The following is a 16,118-nucleotide window of genomic DNA, read 5'->3' as shown; positions in this document are numbered from 1 at the left end:
CGGTGATAACCATGACAGCAGTCTTCCTTCTGGCTGCTGTCCTTGCGTATCCACTGGTCAGGGTCATCGGTCGCTCCGCATTCCTCGTGCTCGCCCTGGTGCCCGCGGCAGGACTGGGTCTGAGCCTGAGCAGAGCGTCCGGCATCGTCGGCCCGGGCGGTGCACCCTGGGTCGAGAACCTCGACTGGCTCCCTGAGCTCGGGCTCGAGGGGGTGTTCCGCCTCGACGTGCTGTCTTGGATCATGAGCCTGCTGGTGACCGGGATCGGCGCCCTCGTGTTCGTCTACTGCGCTCGCTACTTCGCGGCCGATGAACCCGGACTGGCGCGATTCGCCGCCACGTTCATGGCCTTCGCGGGAATGATGTACGGACTCGTCCTCGCCGACGAGCTCCTCATGCTCTACCTCTTCTGGGAAGGCACCACTGTCTTCTCCTACCTCCTCATCGGCCACAGCCAGTCGCGTCGCCGCTCCCGGCAGGCTGCCCTGCAGGCCCTCATCGTCACCACCGCCGGCGGGCTCGCCATGTTCGTCGGGATGGTCCTGCTGATGAGCGTGACCCGCACCGGCCGGATCTCCGTCCTGGTCGAACGGGCCGCCGCCGGAATCGACACGGGTCCGGTGATCACCACCGCCGTGCTCCTCATCCTCGTCGGCGCGGTGTCGAAGTCGGCGCTGCTGCCCTTCCACTTCTGGCTCCCCGGCGCCATGGCGGCGCCGACTCCGGTCAGCGCCTACCTGCACGCGGCCGCAATGGTCAAGGCCGGGATCTACCTCGTCCTGCGCCTGGCACCCGGATATCATTCCGTGCCCGGATGGTCCGAAGTGCTGCTCACCCTGGGCCTGGTGACGATGTTCATCGGCGGCTGGCAGGCGCTCAAGCAGACCGACCTCAAGTTGGTGCTCGCCTTCGGCACCGTCTCCCAGCTGGGATTCCTCACCACGATGGCGTCGTTCGGCAGCCCGGACATCACGCAGGCGGCACTGGCGCTGCTCGTCGCCCATGCCCTGTTCAAGGCCTGCCTGTTCCTGTGCGTGGGCATCATCGACCATCGCGCCGGCACCCGCGACCTGACGAAGCTGTCCGGGGGCTGGCGGGCGTTCCCCGTCGTCGCCGTCTGCGCCACCGTCGCCGCCGCCTCGATGGCGGGCCTGCCGCCGCTGTTCGGCTTCGTCGCCAAGGAGGCGGTCTATTCGACCCTCCTGCACGGAGGCGACAAGGCCTCCGTCATCGCCCTCGTCGGCGTGATGATCGGTTCGATCCTCACGGTCGCGTACTCGGCCAGATTCGTCTGGGGCGCGTTCTCGTCCAAACCGGGAGTCGACGACATCGCGCGGCGCGAGGAGAACCTCACCCTCCTCATCGCCCCGCTCTTCCTCACCGTGCTCACCATCGCCCTCGGCCCGGCCGCCTCGTCGGTCGACGGCCTCTTCTCCTCCTGGACCTCCGGCCTGCCGACGGCGGCTCCTGCGGACGGCGAATACCACCTGGCGCTGTGGCACGGCCTCGAACCTGCGCTCGCACTGTCCGGTGTCACCATCGCCGTGGGACTCGGGATCTTCCTCGCCCGCGACGCCTTCGCGAAGGTGCAGTCCTCGCTGCCCTCAGGGTTCGAGTTCCACCTCCTCTACCGCAAGCTCATCAACGGCATGGAGGCCTCAGCCCTGTGGGTCACCTCCCACACCCAGCGCGGGTCCCTGCCGTTCTACCAGAGCGTCATCTACCTCGTCCTCGTCGGCGGAGTCGGACTGGCCGTCCTCGTCAACGACACGTGGACGATCGAGTTCCAGCTCTTCGCCTCGCCGCTCGACTTCGTCGTCGCCGCCGTCCTCATCGTCGTCGCCGTCGCTGCCACCCGCGCGAAGAAGCGCTTCACCGCCGTGGTCGTCGTCGGGATCTCCGGCTACGCGATGGTCATGTTCTTCGCCTTCACCGGAGCTCCCGACCTCGCCCTGACCCAGGTGCTCGTCGAAACCATCACGATCGTCGTCTTCGTCCTGGTGCTGCGCCGGCTGCCCGCGCGGATCGGGGAGTCGACCGGACGCTTCACCCCCGCCTGGCGAGCCATCATCGGCGGCTGTGTGGGAGTGACGATGATGCTCGTCGTCCTCATCGCCGCAGGCGTCAGGGTCGGCGAGCCCGCCTCCGTCGACTTCGGGCAGCTCGCCTACGAACTCGGCCATGGCAAGAACATCGTCAACGTCACCCTCGTCGACATCCGCGTCTGGGACACCCTCGGGGAGATCTCCGTGCTCGTCGCCGCCGGCACCGGCGTGGCCGGGCTCATCTTCGTCCGCGGTCGCGAAGGCCACCTGTCCCGTCTGGCCGCCGGCCACGACCCGCGAGATCTGCGTGGCCGGATGCGGTTCCAGCCGGTCGTCGAGGACGTCGCCGACCACCACGGACCCGACACCGAGGATGTGCAGGAGAGGCGTGCGTCCTGGCTCATCGCGGGACGGACCCTGGCCCCGCGCAACCGCTCGATCATCCTCGAGGTCACGGCCCGACTCATCTTCCACGCGGTCCTCGTCTTCTCCGTCTACCTCCTCTTCGCCGGCCACAACGCCCCCGGCGGCGGATTCGCCGGCGGCCTCGTCGCGGGCCTGGCGCTCATCGTGCGCTACCTGGCGGGTGGGAAGTTCGAACTCGCCGAGGCGGCCCGCTTCACCCCGTCGGGGCTGCTGGGAACCGGGCTCATCCTCGCCGTCCTCACCGGCATCGGCGGCTGGATCTGGGGCGACGCCGTGTTCCGCTCCGTATTCGTCGAAGGAGACCTTCCCGTGCTCGGCCACCTCACGTTCGGCACCCCGACCTTCTTCGACATCGGCGTCTACCTCATCGTCGTGGGTCTGATGCTCGACATCCTCAAGTCCCTGGGCGCCGAGGTGGACCTCCACCAGGAACGCGACGAACTCCTCCTCACCTCCCGCCTGGACAAGTCGTTCAACCTCTCGGAGAACCTCGGTGCGCAGGCCGGTCATGAAGCCGTGTCGACGATCCTCGACCGGGTCAATCACCTCGACGTCGACAACGGCGCAGAGGGAGGTCGACTGTGAGCCTGCCCTTCATCCTCGTTCTGGCCATGGGCGTCCTCTTCGCGTGCGGCATCTATCTCATGCTCGAACGTTCGCTGACCCGAGTGCTGCTCGGTTTCATCCTGCTCGGCAACGGAGTCAACCTGCTCATCGTCCTCACCGCCGGTCGCGGCAGGCCGCCTCTGACCGACGGCAAGAACCTGTCGACCGTGGGCATGTCCGACCCGCTGCCGCAGGCGCTGGTGCTCACCGCCATCGTCATCACCTTCGCGGTGACAGCCTTCCTCCTCGCGATGATCTACCGCTCCTGGCGCCTGGTCAGGGCCGACTCCCTGCAGGACGACGCCGCTGACCTCCAGGTCGCGATCACCAGGATCATCGACTCCGAGGCGGAGGCGAGCACCGACTACGACGATACCGAGTTCGGCGACGAAGCCGAGAGCCCGATCGTCGGCGCCGTCGACCTCGACCACGACGGCCGCCGGGTCGACCGGCGCTCGAGCTCGCGGGAGGAGAAGCGATGACCGGCCTCCTCGCCGTCCTCGTCCCGCTTCCGGTCCTGCTGCCGCTGCTCGGCGCCGGCCTGGCCCTCGTGCTCTCCCGTCATTCGCGCGCGCAGAACGTCGTCTCGATCGTCGTCCTCAGTGCCGTGATGATCATCGCGTTCGTCCTCCTCTTCGGAGTCGACAGGGAGGGTGCGCAGGTCGTCGCTATCGGCGGCTGGCAGCCTCCGGCGGGAATCGTCCTCGTCGCTGACAGGCTCTCGGTGCTCATGCTCGTCGTGTCCTCCATGGTCACCCTGTGCGTGCTCGTCTATGCGCTGAGCCAGGACGCCTCGGACGACTCGAACGAGACCCCGATCTCCGTGTTCAACCCCAGCTACCTGGTGCTGTGCGCAGGGGTCGCCAACGCCTTCCTGGCCGGCGACCTGTTCAACCTCTACGTCGGGTTCGAGATGCTGCTGCTTGCGTCCTATGTGCTCCTGACGCTGGGCGCGACCGCGGAGCGCATCCGGGCGGGCGTGACCTACGTGGTCATCTCGCTCGTGTCGTCGATCATCTTCCTCACCGCGATCGGCATCATCTATGCCGCCTGCGGAACCGTGAACATGGCGCAGCTGTCGGAGCGCCTCGGCGAGCTCCCGGGCGATGTGCAGATGATCCTCCATATCCTGCTGCTGCTCGGCTTCGGGATCAAGGCCGCGATCTTCCCGCTCTCCTTCTGGCTTCCCGATTCCTACCCGACCGCGCCGGCCCCGGTCACCGCAGTGTTCGCCGGCCTGCTGACGAAGGTCGGCATCTATGCCATCATCCGCACTGAGACCCTGCTCTTCGTCGACAGCTCGCTGCGCGTGCCGCTGCTCATCGCGGCGGCGCTGACGATGCTCGTGGGCATCCTCGGTGCGATCGCCCAATCCGAGATCAAGCGGATCGTGTCATTCACCCTGGTGTCCCACATCGGCTACATGCTCTTCGGCGTGGCGCTGGGAACGACCCTCGGGCTTGCCGCCGCCATCTACTACACGGTCCACCACATCATCGTCCAGACCGCGCTGTTCCTGGCCATCGGCATGGTCGAAATGCGCGGCGGATCCACCTCGACGAGGTCGTTGGGCGGGCTCATGGTGCTCTCGCCGGCGCTGACGATCGTCTTCTTCATCCCCGCCCTCAACCTCTCCGGGATCCCCCCGTTCTCGGGATTCATCGGGAAGACCGCGCTCTTCACCGCGGGATTCGCGGGCGAGGACTGGCTCAACGTCACTCTCATCGTCGTCGGCACGGTGACCAGCCTGCTCACCCTCTACGTCATCGGTCGCACGTTCAACCTCGCCTTCTGGCGCGATCCCGCCGACGCGGAGGAGCCCACCGAGGAGCTGGTCGCCGAATTCGCCGAACGCAAGCAGGTCCTCCTGGCCGGCAGGAAATGGGCCCCGACGATCGGGGTGCCGGGACCGATGTTCTGGGCCACCACTGGGATGGTCGCGGCGTCACTGGCGCTCACGGTCGGCGCGGAACCGCTGTGGGACCTCTCGCTGCGGGCGGCGGAGAACCTCTCGGAACCGCTCAACTATGTCACGCAGGTGCTGGGAGGTGATGCGGCATGAGTCCCGCCGGTCGACAGGGTGAGCGCGCCAGACGGCAGCCGCACAGCGCCCGGGGATTCGTCCAGCAGCTGGTGCTGCTGTTCTTCCTCGTGCTGCTGTGGGTGATGCTCTGGGACAGCGTGTCCGTGATGAGCATCCTCAGCGGCCTCGTCGTCGCGATCGTCATCGTGCGCGTGTTCTACCTGCCGCCCGTGATCCTCTCGGGCCGGTTCAACCTCGGTCATTCGTTCGTCTTCGGCGTCTGGTTCCTGTGGTCGCTTCTGCTCGCCTCCCTCCAGGTGGCCTGGTTGGCGTTCCGGCGACGTGCGGTGGGCGCCGGTTCCGTCATCGCCTGTGACCTGAGGACGAGCTCGGATCTGCTGATGACTCTCATCGGGGACACGGCCAGCCTGATCCCCGGTTCGATCATCATCGACGCCGATCGCGCTCACGGGGTGCTCTACCTGCATGTCCTCGATGCCGACTCCGATGAGAAGGTCCGGACCGCAAAGGCACAGGTGTACCACATCGAGAGGCTGCTCATCCGGGCTCTGGGCTCGCACCGCGACCTGGCCGAGCTGCGGATGAACCCGGATCCGATGGCCCTGGGGAAAGGAGACCCGCGATGAGCGTCGTCCTCCTCGACATCACCGTCGTCGCCACCTCCCTCCTGCTCGCCGCCTCGGTGGGCCTGGCCCTCTATCGCGTGGTGCGCGGTCCATCGATCCTGGACCGCATGATCGCCACCGATGTGGTGCTGGCCTCGATGATGTGCGGTCTGGGCGGTTTCATGGCGCTGACCGGTCGGACGGATCTGCTGCCGGTGCTCATCGTGCTCGCGATGCTCGGCTTCGTCGGCTCCGTGAGCGTGTCCCGGTACGTGTCGAAATCCGATTCCATGACCCCCGGCGCCGAGGCGGGATCGCTCAGCGACTTCACCGCCTCTGACTGGCACATGAACTCCGAGGATGACGATACCGCCGAATCGAACGCGCAGTGGCCCGACGACGTCGCCCGCGGCATCGCCGATGTCAGCGACGGCCCTCCCGGCACCACGGTTCCTCCGGAGGCGGACGAGGCGCACCAGGAGTCGACGCAGCCCGCCGGTGCCGACGATCACGACGAGAAGCTGACCTTCGACCTCGGCGAGAAGCCGGCCGCCCCCGGTCGCGGACGCGATGAGACGGGAGGAGGACGCGATGGTTCTTGACATCGTCTCGGCAGTGCTCATCCTCCTCGGCGGGGTGCTGTCCCTGGCCGCGGGAGTCGGACTGCTGCGGTTCTCAGATCTGCTCTCCCGCATGCACGCGAGTGCGAAGCCCCAGGTGCTGGGCCTGATCCTGGTCGCGATCGCGATCGCCATCCAATTCCCGACGTGGGCCACGATGACGACGCTGGCCATCATCATCTCGTTCCAGCTCGTCACGATTCCGGTGGCCACCCACATGGTCGGCCGCGCAGGTTATCGCACCAAGCACCTGCGCCGTTCTATGCTGTACCGAGACGAGCTGGCCGAGGCCGTGGAGCGAGCGGAGGCGAGGGAAATCGCCAGGGAACGCAGGCGAGAGCACGGAACGGACGAGAATGACAATTGAGCGCGAGCACGATTCCAGGCCCTTGGTCCTGGTCGCCGATGACGAACCCGATGTTCTCGGCGCGGTCGTGCCGTTCCTCGAACGCTCCGGTTTCCGGGTGCTGGCCGCCGGCGACGGACTCCTCGCCCTCGACGAGATCCACCGCCACCGTCCCGACGTCTGCGTCCTCGACGTGCTCATGCCCGGCGCGGACGGCAGGCAGGTCCTGCGGCGGCTGCGCCAGGAGGAGAACTGGGTTCCCGTCCTGCTCCTGACCCAGGTGGGCGAAGCGGTGGAACGGGCGATGGCGCTCGAGGAGGGCGCCGACGACTACCTCAACAAACCCTTCGATCCGCACGAACTCGTCGCCCGGATCCGCGCGGTCCTGCGCCGGACCCGCAACGACGGCCCGCCCCTGGCCACGGCCCCGGTGCTCGTGTCGACGTTCGGTCTGCGCGTGGACCGGGTGGGCCGACGGGCGTGGCTGGGTCAGCGGGAGCTCGTCATCACCCCCAAGGGCTTCACCCTGCTGGAATACCTCATGGTCCATCGTGACGAACTCATCGAGCGCAGTCGGCTGCTCGAGGTGCTGTGGGGCTTCGAAGAGGCCGTCGGCACCCGCGCCGTCGACTCCAGGGTCGCCGAGCTGCGCCGGGTGCTCGGTGAGGATGCGGCCGAACCGCGGTGGATCGCCACCGTGCAGGGGCGCGGATATCGCTTCGTCGGCGAGGTCCGGGGCGAGGAAGGTCAGAGAAGAGCATGACGGAATTCCTGGTCGTCGAGATCCAGATCTGGCTGTTCCTGCTGTTGCTGGCACTGGTCCTCATCGGGCTGGGCCTCGGCGCGTACTTCGGCTGGCGCCACCTGCGCAGACGCGAGGCACGGATGCGCGAGTCCATCGAAACGGCAGCCGCCGAGGAGTCGATGGCCAAGCGAAACCGCATGCTCATCCGCCTCGATCATGAGCTGAAGAATCCGCTCACGGCCCTGCGCACCTCGGCGGCGAGCATTCGCCAGATCGTGCGAGAGGACGGCACCATCGCCGAGGTGGAGCCGGCGGCGAAGCAGGTCGACGTGTCCTCGCGCCGAGTGGCCCGGCTGCTCGCGGACCTGCGGAAGCTCGCCGACGTCGAGACCCGAGTCATCGAGTACTCGCGTGTCGACCTCGACCGTCTCATCCACCAGGCCGTGGAGGACGCCTCGACCGCACCGGGAGCCGAGGACCGGATGATCGTCGCGACCGTCGCCCGGGCTCCCTGGCGGCTGCCCGATGTCGCCGGCGAAGAGGATCTGCTGCTCACCGCCATCCTCAACCTGCTGGGCAACGCGCTCAAGTACTCCTCCCAGGGTGAGGTCGTGGAGCTGCGCGCCAATGAGCAGATCATCGACAACCATCGCTGGGTCGTCGTCGAAGTCGCCGACACCGGCAGCGGGATCCCGTTGGCCGAACAGGAGCAGGTGTGGGACGAACTGTCCCGCGGGTCCCGGGTTCGCGCGGTGGCCGGCTCCGGAATGGGGCTTTCGCTCGTGCGCGCCATCGTCGCCCGCCACGGCGGGTCCGTGCAGCTGTTCAGCCAGGAGGGCGTGGGCACCTCGGTGCGCATGGTGCTCCCGGTCCTCGGCGACGCCGTGCCGGTGACGGTGCCGCAGATGTCCGACGACGTCAGCCGGGCGGCCGCGGGATCGCGTCCGGTCCAGCCCGTGCAGAACCCAGACATGCGCCATGCTCCGGGCTTCCTGCCGCCCAGGCAGCCGAGCGAAGCTGAGCTCCAGGGGAGGATCCTCGGCACGCCGAGGCGGACCTCGAAGCGGAGGTTGGAACGCGTCGACGGCAATCTGGTCAACCGTTCGACCGGAGAGTCGGTGAGCGGAGGATTCCCGCCGGATTCCGGGCAGCACTCCCAGTTCAAGCCGCAGCGCAGCGACAGGCGCGGGCCCGTCGGCAGCGGACCGGTGCAGCCCGGTCCGGGTCAAGGTGGTCCGGTTGGCAGCGGACCTGTCGGCAGTGGCCCGGCGGCGCATGCTCCCGCGCCTCCGCCGTATCCGCCTGCTCAGCCTCCGCAGGATCCAGCACCCGCGTACCCGAGCCGTCGAGATCTGCGTTCGGGCGACGGATCATGACTGCGCGCACCACTCGAGCCGGCAGTGCTCGAACTCGAGCCACCCGGGCCACCCGCGCCCGCGCCACCCGCGCCCGCGCCAACCGCGCCTCGAGGCTGACGAGCCTGGCAGCCTCGGCGGCCATTTTCGGGCTGGCGCTCAGCGGCTGCTCGGCCCTGCACATCCGCACTGCCGAACGCGACTCTGGGCCGCTGCGGGTCGCCGTGCAGGAGAACGCCGGTGAAGTCCCGAGCCCCGGGCCGACCGACGGAGGGATCCCCGAGGGGATGAGCAGAAGCTCCTTCAACCTCGGCGCCGAATGCCCGGTCACGGTCAGTTTCGCCGTGGGCTCCGATTGGATGCAGAACTCGACCACGGAGACGTTCCACGTCCTCTCCCGCGGAAACACGATCAGCGACAGCGACGTCATCATCGTCAACTGCTCGCAGGCCTTCGACGACAGCCCGCAGGCGGTGGTCGACTCACAGAAGAAGTACGCGTTCTCGGAGCAGGGATCCATGGTGAAGGCAGAACGCACCGGAACCATGGACGCGGGATCCTACTGGACCTACCAGGGGGTGCTCGGCCCCACGGAGATCTTCGCGATCAACCAGAAGTCGACCGTGATGTACGGGGCGCGGCTCGGATATCGGACCAACGGTCGCCTCGTCGACATCGGAATCGAGATGCGTGCGCTCGAAACCGACACGGCCGCCGCCGAGGACTTCAAGAAGATGCTCCCGACCGTCGAGGTCGACGGCAGCGGTCTCGAGACCCCGACATTCAAATGACGCGGGTGTCCGGCCTATTCACCAGATCTGTGGGCCATTTCGCCCCATTGGCCCAGTAGCTCGAGATCTCCGACAGTTCGCGGCCCTTCGTCTCAGGTGCGAACCGGAAGACGAAGAGATACGCTGCCGCGGCGAGGATTCCGAAAACGGCGAAGACGCCCGCGCCACCGATGAGGTCGAGGAGGTCCGGGAAGAACTGGGCCACAATCGCGTTGGCCACGAGGTCCGAGGTCAGCATCAGTGAAGCACCGAGCGCCCGGTACTTGGCGGGGAAGGTCTCTCCGGCATACACCCAGACCAGAGACCCGAATCCAAACGTGTATCCCATTGTGAAGGCGATGATGCCGATCACTCCGACGATCGTTCCCCACTGCGTGCTGCCGGCCTCCCCGCCGAGGCTGAAGACCAGAACCAGCACGATCGTTGAGACGATCATGATTCCGATTCCGGTGAGGAGAACCGGGCGGCGACCGAGGCGATCGACGATGAACATCGACACGATGACGGCGACGAGTGCGAACGTCTGGACAACCGCCGGCAGGCCCAAGAGTGAACCAAAGCCCTTGAAACCCATGGACTCGAAGATCGACGGCGCATAGTAGATCGTGGCGTTGATGCCCGTGATCTGGATGAAGAAGCCCAAACCAATGACGAAGAGGGTGGCCCGGAGCAGGTGGCCACGGAACATGTCGACGAGGCGACCGCTGTCCTGATTGATTTCGCCGGCGATGAGGGCGAGCTCGTGGTCGATGTCGCGATCGGAGTCGAGTGCTCGCAGCGCCGCTGCTGCCTCGTCCTCCCGACCTCTGAGCATCAGCCAGTGCGGCGTCTCCCGGACCCGCAGCAGCAGGACGAAGACGATGGCGGCAGGAAACGCTGCCAGTCCGAGCATCAGCCGCCAGGATTCGGCGAGGGCGAGTCCCCAGCACACGAGGTAACCGACGATGATGCCGATGACTGTGGTGACCTGATAGGCGACGAGAAGTCCTCCGCGCACATTCGCAGGCGAGGACTCCGCGATGAATACGGGGACCACGGCCAGCGCGATGCCGATCGCAATGCCGAGGAACAGTCGTGCCAATAGGAGAGTGACGTACCCCGGGGCCAATCCCGAGATCACGGAGAACACGATGTAGCCGATGGTGATGACGAACATCGACTTCTTACGGCCGATCAGATTGGAGAGCGATCCGCCGCACACGGCGCCGACGATCTGCCCGATGACCACGGCCGTGGCCAGTGAGCCGAGCTCGGTGTTGTCGAGTCCGAGATCTGGTTCGAGGAACAGGAGGGCGCCTGCGATGTTCGAGATGTCGTAGCCGTAGGTGATGCCCAGGGCGACGGCGGCGAACGCGACGATCGTGACGAGACGGGGAGCGCGTCTGAGATCGGTGAGGAAGGCCATGCAACTTCTCCTTTGAGTGTGCCTTGTCGTCCGCAGACGTCCGAAGCCTGCGGACGTCCGGGTGGGTCGGCGGTGGTCCGCGCACGACCGGTGGGGATTCATCGATCGCTGAATACAGAAAACCGCAAACAGTTGCTATCTGTCAACGGCATAATGTGTCATTATAATGATTGCTACCTAATGATTTCTATCAGGAGAATGATCGATGACTGCGTACGGCGTCTTCATGGCCGAGGAACTGAGAAGCCAGCCGGAAAGCTGGGCCCGGACTCTCGAGCTCGATGTGCCCACCTCGGCGCTACCGCAGGACGGGGAGCGGATCGCCGTCGTCGGATGCGGTTCCTCCTGGTTCGGCGGACAGACCTACGCGTCCTTGCGTGAGTCCTCGGGCAAGGGCGAGACGGATGCCTTCACCGCCAGCGAGTTCCCCCTGCACCGAGACTACGATCGAATCATCGCGATCTCCCGGTCCGGAACCACGACGGAGGTGACGGACATGCTCACCCGCCTCGGCGGCAGGATTCCCGTCACCGCCGTCGTCGGTGGCGCCGATACCCCGATTGCCGAAGCCGCGGATGAGGTCATCTCTCTCGACTTCGCCGACGAGAAGTCGGTCGTCCAGACGCGCTTCGCGACGTCTGCGATCTTCGCCATGCGCTCCTGGTTGGCTGACGAGGCCGAACTGCGCGCCGCGGTCGCCGACGCACAGCACGTTCTCGACGGTATCTCCGTCGACTTCATCGAGTTTGACGCCGCGATCCTCGACGATGAGCTCATCGACGCGGAGCAGATCAGCTTCCTCGGGAGGGGCTGGACGTGGGGATTGGCCAACGAGGCGGCGCTCAAGCTCCGCGAATCCGCACAGGCCTGGACCGAGGCGTACTCGTCCATGGAGTACCGCCATGGTCCGATCGCCATCGCCGCTCCCGGTCGCGTCACCTGGCAGTTCGGTGCGGCACCGGAAGGGCTCGCGGAGCAGGTGAAGGCGACCGGAGCACGCTTCGAGCATGCCGACCGTGACCCCCTGGCCGAGCTCGTCCGCCTGCACGCGCTGGCACTCATCAAGGCCCGCCGGACCGGCGTGGATCCCGACAGCCCGCGTTCACTGACTCGCGCGGTCATCCTCGGCTGATGACCACCCGCGCAGAGATCCTCCACGTGGCCAGGGGCCGGAGTCTGGGCGCGGGGCCGTCGGCTCTGGCCGTCGATGTGGGCGGCACCGGGATGAAGGCCGCGCTCTTCGACACCGCAGGCAGCTTGGTCGACGCCCGAACCGAACCGACTCCGAGCTGCACTCAGGATGCCGCGAACGAAGTCATCGAAGCGATCGGTCGTTTCCAGGAGGAGTTCGCCGGACTCTACGGCCACGACTCCATGGCTGAGGCCGCGGTCGTCGTGCCCGGGATCGTCGATGACGAGACAGGCACGGGGCTCTTCTCCGCCAACCTCGGGTGGCGGGATGTGCCGTTCCGCGAACTCCTGAGCCGACGACTCGGTATGCGGGTCGCACTGTCCCACGACGTCCGGGCAGCCGGCCGGGCCGAATTCGAACTCGGCCGCGATACGCCCGCCAATGCCGTCATGATCACGATCGGCACCGGTCTCGCTGGAGCGATCCGAATCGAGGGAGACCTGTTGAGCGCCGGCGGATACGCGGGCGAGATCGGCTTCACCGAAGTCGCCGTCGACACCGGCGACGGCAGATTCCGCGGACCCATCGAACACATCGCCTCGGCGGCCGCGATCGCCAGACGCTACTCCCAGCGCAGCGGCAGAGAAGCCGCGGGGTCCCTGGACGTCGTCGACGCTCTTCGCCGGGGAGACGCGATCGCAGCCGAGGTGTTCGGCGAGGCGGTCGACGCACTCGGTGCCGTGTGCGCTCAGCTCGTGGCGATCATCGCTCCCGATGTGATCGTCTTCGGCGGAGGTCTGAGCAGCGCGGACGAACTCCTCAACGGCATCGAGGACGCCTTACGCCGACGCCTGAACTTCCATAAGATGCCCATCATCAGGCGCGCAGTCCTCGGGCCGGTCGCCGGGCTGATCGGCGCCGGACTGCTGACGCGGAGGCAGAGATGAAACCCGGCATCATTGCGCTCACCCTCAGTCCTGCCTGGGATCTCACGATCGGCCTCGGGGAGCTGGTACCGGGCACATCCCACCGGGTCGAGGCCGCTGTGGGCCAGCTCGGAGGCAAAGGGGTGAATGTCGCGCGCGTGCTCGCCGCCCTCGGCATCGACGTCTGGGCCCAGGCCCCGGTGCCGACTGATCTTTGGCCGCAGGCTTCCGGCCCCGGGGGCTTGGTGTGGGACCTTACTGCCACGCCTTCGCCGTTGCGGCGCAGTTACGCCCTGGTCGAGGACTCCTCTCGAGCAACGGTGTTCAACGAACGCTGCCATCCTCACCCGGCTGAAGTGTGGGCGCGGCTGCGCGATCGTGTCATGCAGCGGTTGTCGGAACCTACGGTGCGAGTACTCGCCATCTCGGGTTCGATGCCGAGCGACGCCCCCAAAAATCTGGTCGCCGAACTCATCTCCGAGGCGCACTCGGCGGGGGTCCAGGTCATCGTCGACACCTCGGGGCCAGCGCTGTTCGAAGCGGCCCGAGCCGGAGCTGACTGGGTCAAACCCAACGACGAAGAGCTGGCCGCGCTCAGTCCAGGTGCTGGCTGGGCCACCTCGGCGAGGCAGCTCGTCGAGCGTGGGGTGCGGAACGTCCTCGTCTCCCGTGGCGCCGAGGGCATGACGCTCATCGACTCCACCGGTCCGCGGCTGAGCGCGCGCCTGCCTGCGCCGGTGGCGGGCAACCCGACCGGCGCCGGCGACGCCTCGGTCGCTGCGCTCGCCTGGCAGCTGAGAGAGATCGCCGCCGATGGGGCCGCATTCCGCACAGGGTCCGGTGTTCGCGAGAGTCTCAGTGACGAGGCCGTGCGTACTATCCTCGTCAGCGCCGTAGGGCTCTCCGCCTCAGCAGTGCTCATGCCTCGCGCCGGCCAGATCCATCCCAGTTGGCCGGAACTGCGCGACCGGGTGCACATCTCGGTCCCGCAAGTTCGCCTTCCGACACCGCAGGCAGTGCCGCCCGGCTTGCAGCCATCTGCGACAACCCGCCCACCAGACCAGGAATAGGATCATGTCGAAGACCAGCCTGAGAGAGCTGCTCACCGCAGCAGCCCCGTCAAACACTAACTCCCACGGCAGTGCCGTGGGCGCATTCAACGTAGTCCACCTCGAGTCGGCGGAGGCGATTGCAGCCGGTGCTGAGGCAGCGGGCCGTCCCGTCATCATGCAGATCTCCGAGAACTGCGTGAAGTACCACGGCGGCCTCGCCCCTATCGCCCGCGCCACTCTGGCCATCGCCGAAACCGCTGTCGTGCCCGTGGCCGTTCATCTCGACCATGCCACTGATCCTGCGCTCATCGACGAAGCCATCGACCTGGGCTTCGACTCGGTGATGTTCGACGGCGCCCATCTCGACTATGAGCTCAACTGCAGCACCACCGCCGAGGTGGTCCGCCGTGCCCATGCCCGTGGAATCGACGTGGAGGCCGAGTTGGGGGAGATCGGAGGGAAGGACGGCGCTCACGCTCCCGGTGTCCGCACTGATCCCGGTGAGGCGGCCCGCTTCGTGTCCGCCACCGGGGTCGATGCCCTGGCGGTGGCGGTGGGAAGCTCCCATGCCATGGTGGAACGCACCTCTAGGCTTGACCTTGATCTCATTGCCCGCCTGGCCGAGGCCCTGCCTGTGCCCCTCGTGCTCCACGGCTCCTCCGGGGTGGCCGATTCCGAGATCCGGCGCGGGATTCGGGCCGGAATGCGCAAGATCAACATCTCGACCCACCTGGTCAAGGTGTTCACCGCCTCCGTTCGGGACACATTGACTGCCTCGCCCGAACTCGTGGACTCTCGGAAGTACCTCGGCCCGGCCCGAGAAGCCTTCGCAGCCGAAGTGACCCGGCTCATCGGCGTCCTCTCCTCCGAAACTGCGCTCTCCCCTGAGAAGACTCCGGTCTCCGCGCTTGCCAAACCAGCCGGTGACGACTGAGAGTTGCACTATGCGCACTCGTGAAGACCGCCTCGACGTCATCCTCGCGCGACTCGACCGGGACGGAGCGGTCGGAGTCGAATCTCTGAGTGAGGATCTGGGTGTCTCCGTCGCCACGATCCGTCGCGACCTGGACCTGCTCGAGCAGAAGCGTCTGTTGGAACGCACCCATGGCGGTGCGAAGAGTCGAGCCGTGAACTACGAATTGTCCCTGCGGTACAAGGAGGCCGCCTCGGCGGAGGCGAAAGCCGCGATCGCCCGGGTCGCGGTCGAGAAGATCGCACCCGGCTCTGTCATCGGACTCTCCGGGGGCACGACCACCTTCATGGTCGCCGATGCCCTGAGCCAACGCGACGAACTCCTGCAGGACCTGACGGTGGTGACCAATGCGGTCGACATCGCTAACAAGCTCGCCGTGCACCCTGGCCTCAAGGTGATCGTGTGCGGCGGAGTCATCAACGCTTCGAGCTTCGAACTCGTCGGATCCTTCGTCGACTCCGTGCTGCGCAGCCTGTGGCTGGATCTTGCCTTCATCGGGGTCCACGCGATCTCGGTCGATGGCGGCGGAATGACCGCGAACGAGCAGGAGGCCTACGTCAACCGGCTGATGGCCCAGCGCGCCGACCAGGCGATCGTCGTGGCCGACTCCTCGAAGTACGGCAGTCGGGCATTCGCCTCTGTCGGGGGGACTGAAATCTTCTCGACGATCATCACTGACAGCGACCTCGACGACCGGGCGCGACACGATCTGCTCGGAGCGGGCTTCAGCGTCGAGATCGCGCAGATGGACGAACGAAGGAGGAGGCCATGACCGACGCCGAGGTGATCGTCCACAGCGCCGTCATCCTCGACGGTGACCCGGCCGATTTCACGACCGCCGGTGCCGACGAGTGGATTGCTGCGGCCGGTGGTCTCGTCGTCGCTCGCGGGCGAGGGAGCGAGTGGACGCAGCATCTGGTCGCGCCGGACGCTGAGATCATCGACGCCGCCGGCGCGTTCCTGGCGCCCGCCTACGTCGACCTCCACTGCCACGGGGCCGGAGGTTCCAGTGCCGAGGACGGGCCCCAGGGCCTGTCGACCATCATG

The 16,118-nt window shown here is 66.9% G+C and carries 15 protein-coding genes and 1 pseudogene; 15 read left to right on the top strand and 1 reads right to left on the bottom strand.

What is annotated here, in order from left to right:
- The first annotated feature begins 11 nt into the window (after window positions 1-11).
- The 9 genes from RIT73_RS10105 to RIT73_RS10065 are packed head-to-tail and all read left to right on the top strand — an operon-like array spanning window position 12 to window position 9,583.
- Window positions 12-3,056, top strand: coding sequence for a Na+/H+ antiporter subunit A (locus RIT73_RS10105; RefSeq protein WP_309131946.1), 3,045 nt, complete (start codon window positions 12-14; stop codon window positions 3,054-3,056).
- Entirely contained in the window at window positions 3,053-3,559 is a 507-nt protein-coding gene (locus RIT73_RS10100; RefSeq protein ID WP_309131945.1) for a Na(+)/H(+) antiporter subunit C, read from the top strand. Before RIT73_RS10105 ends, RIT73_RS10100 begins: the two co-directional genes overlap by 4 nt.
- A complete protein-coding gene (locus RIT73_RS10095; RefSeq protein WP_309131944.1) occupies window positions 3,556-5,139 on the top strand; it encodes a Na+/H+ antiporter subunit D in 1,584 nt (527 codons plus the stop codon). The genes RIT73_RS10100 and RIT73_RS10095 overlap by 4 nt, the downstream gene beginning before the upstream one ends.
- Window positions 5,136-5,747, top strand: a complete 612-nt coding sequence (locus tag RIT73_RS10090) for a Na+/H+ antiporter subunit E (RefSeq protein ID WP_309131943.1) — start codon at window positions 5,136-5,138, stop codon at window positions 5,745-5,747. The genes RIT73_RS10095 and RIT73_RS10090 overlap by 4 nt, the downstream gene beginning before the upstream one ends.
- Window positions 5,744-6,328: a monovalent cation/H+ antiporter complex subunit F gene (locus RIT73_RS10085; protein ID WP_309131942.1), complete on the top strand. Its 585-nt coding sequence runs from the start codon at window positions 5,744-5,746 to the stop codon at window positions 6,326-6,328. The genes RIT73_RS10090 and RIT73_RS10085 overlap by 4 nt, the downstream gene beginning before the upstream one ends.
- Window positions 6,318-6,713: a monovalent cation/H(+) antiporter subunit G gene (gene mnhG, locus RIT73_RS10080; RefSeq protein ID WP_309131941.1), complete on the top strand. Its 396-nt coding sequence runs from the start codon at window positions 6,318-6,320 to the stop codon at window positions 6,711-6,713. Before RIT73_RS10085 ends, mnhG begins: the two co-directional genes overlap by 11 nt.
- Entirely contained in the window at window positions 6,703-7,455 is a 753-nt protein-coding gene (locus tag RIT73_RS10075; RefSeq protein WP_309131940.1) for a response regulator transcription factor, read from the top strand. Before mnhG ends, RIT73_RS10075 begins: the two co-directional genes overlap by 11 nt.
- Window positions 7,452-8,813 carry a HAMP domain-containing sensor histidine kinase gene (locus RIT73_RS10070; RefSeq protein ID WP_309131939.1) on the top strand — a complete coding sequence of 454 codons (1,362 nt, stop codon included), beginning with the start codon at window positions 7,452-7,454 and terminating at the stop codon, window positions 8,811-8,813. The genes RIT73_RS10075 and RIT73_RS10070 overlap by 4 nt, the downstream gene beginning before the upstream one ends.
- Window positions 8,810-9,583, top strand: coding sequence for a hypothetical protein (locus tag RIT73_RS10065; RefSeq protein WP_309131938.1), 774 nt, complete (start codon window positions 8,810-8,812; stop codon window positions 9,581-9,583). The genes RIT73_RS10070 and RIT73_RS10065 overlap by 4 nt, the downstream gene beginning before the upstream one ends.
- Here the strand turns inward: RIT73_RS10065 and RIT73_RS10060 are convergent.
- Window positions 9,576-10,988, bottom strand: coding sequence for a sugar porter family MFS transporter (locus RIT73_RS10060; RefSeq protein ID WP_309131937.1), 1,413 nt, complete (start codon window positions 10,986-10,988; stop codon window positions 9,576-9,578). The two genes, RIT73_RS10065 and RIT73_RS10060, sit on opposite strands and share 8 nt — an antisense overlap.
- A 205-nt stretch (window positions 10,989-11,193) precedes the next feature.
- Here RIT73_RS10060 and RIT73_RS10055 point away from each other — a divergent pair, with 205 nt between their 5' ends.
- From RIT73_RS10055 to RIT73_RS10030, 6 genes and pseudogenes are all read left to right on the top strand, one after another.
- Window positions 11,194-12,120, top strand: coding sequence for a sugar isomerase (locus RIT73_RS10055; RefSeq protein ID WP_309131936.1), 927 nt, complete (start codon window positions 11,194-11,196; stop codon window positions 12,118-12,120).
- Window positions 12,120-13,067, top strand: a complete 948-nt coding sequence (locus RIT73_RS10050; protein WP_309131935.1) for an ROK family protein — start codon at window positions 12,120-12,122, stop codon at window positions 13,065-13,067. Before RIT73_RS10055 ends, RIT73_RS10050 begins: the two co-directional genes overlap by 1 nt.
- On the top strand, window positions 13,064-14,116 hold the full coding sequence (locus RIT73_RS10045) for a PfkB family carbohydrate kinase (RefSeq protein WP_309131934.1): 1,053 nt from the start codon (window positions 13,064-13,066) through the stop codon (window positions 14,114-14,116). The genes RIT73_RS10050 and RIT73_RS10045 overlap by 4 nt, the downstream gene beginning before the upstream one ends.
- Before the next feature lie 4 nt (window positions 14,117-14,120).
- The gene (locus RIT73_RS10040; RefSeq protein WP_309131933.1) at window positions 14,121-15,032 is read left to right on the top strand and encodes a class II fructose-bisphosphate aldolase; all 912 of its coding nucleotides are present in this window, start codon (window positions 14,121-14,123) and stop codon (window positions 15,030-15,032) included.
- A gap of 10 nt (window positions 15,033-15,042) precedes the next feature.
- On the top strand, window positions 15,043-15,843 hold the full coding sequence (locus RIT73_RS10035) for a DeoR/GlpR family DNA-binding transcription regulator (RefSeq protein WP_309131932.1): 801 nt from the start codon (window positions 15,043-15,045) through the stop codon (window positions 15,841-15,843).
- Window positions 15,840-16,118, top strand: a pseudogene (locus tag RIT73_RS10030) (N-acetylglucosamine-6-phosphate deacetylase); the annotation flags it as partial. The gene RIT73_RS10035 and the pseudogene RIT73_RS10030, both read left to right, overlap by 4 nt.

Source organism: Brevibacterium sp., from assembly GCF_031179145.1.
In the GTDB taxonomy this organism is placed as follows: domain Bacteria; phylum Actinomycetota; class Actinomycetes; order Actinomycetales; family Brevibacteriaceae; genus Brevibacterium.
Note: the sequence above shows the minus strand (reverse complement) of the source record. Positions and strands in the feature narration are given on the sequence as shown.

What these genes read in the sequence shown, in the direction of transcription:
- RIT73_RS10105 (WP_309131946.1), top strand. Translation starts at nt 12, where the DNA reads ATGACAGCAGTCTTCCTTCTGGCTGCTGTCCTTGCGTATCCACTGGTC.
- RIT73_RS10095 (WP_309131944.1), top strand. Translation starts at nt 3,556, where the DNA reads ATGACCGGCCTCCTCGCCGTCCTCGTCCCGCTTCCGGTCCTGCTGCCG.
- RIT73_RS10090 (WP_309131943.1), top strand. Translation starts at nt 5,136, where the DNA reads ATGAGTCCCGCCGGTCGACAGGGTGAGCGCGCCAGACGGCAGCCGCAC.
- RIT73_RS10085 (WP_309131942.1), top strand. Translation starts at nt 5,744, where the DNA reads ATGAGCGTCGTCCTCCTCGACATCACCGTCGTCGCCACCTCCCTCCTG.
- mnhG (WP_309131941.1), top strand. Translation starts at nt 6,318, where the DNA reads ATGGTTCTTGACATCGTCTCGGCAGTGCTCATCCTCCTCGGCGGGGTG.
- RIT73_RS10075 (WP_309131940.1), top strand. Translation starts at nt 6,703, where the DNA reads ATGACAATTGAGCGCGAGCACGATTCCAGGCCCTTGGTCCTGGTCGCC.
- RIT73_RS10070 (WP_309131939.1), top strand. Translation starts at nt 7,452, where the DNA reads ATGACGGAATTCCTGGTCGTCGAGATCCAGATCTGGCTGTTCCTGCTG.
- RIT73_RS10065 (WP_309131938.1), top strand. Translation starts at nt 8,810, where the DNA reads ATGACTGCGCGCACCACTCGAGCCGGCAGTGCTCGAACTCGAGCCACC.
- RIT73_RS10060 (WP_309131937.1), bottom strand. Translation starts at nt 10,988, where the DNA reads ATGGCCTTCCTCACCGATCTCAGACGCGCTCCCCGTCTCGTCACGATC.
- RIT73_RS10055 (WP_309131936.1), top strand. Translation starts at nt 11,194, where the DNA reads ATGACTGCGTACGGCGTCTTCATGGCCGAGGAACTGAGAAGCCAGCCG.
- RIT73_RS10050 (WP_309131935.1), top strand. Translation starts at nt 12,120, where the DNA reads ATGACCACCCGCGCAGAGATCCTCCACGTGGCCAGGGGCCGGAGTCTG.
- RIT73_RS10045 (WP_309131934.1), top strand. Translation starts at nt 13,064, where the DNA reads ATGAAACCCGGCATCATTGCGCTCACCCTCAGTCCTGCCTGGGATCTC.
- RIT73_RS10040 (WP_309131933.1), top strand. Translation starts at nt 14,121, where the DNA reads ATGTCGAAGACCAGCCTGAGAGAGCTGCTCACCGCAGCAGCCCCGTCA.
- RIT73_RS10035 (WP_309131932.1), top strand. Translation starts at nt 15,043, where the DNA reads ATGCGCACTCGTGAAGACCGCCTCGACGTCATCCTCGCGCGACTCGAC.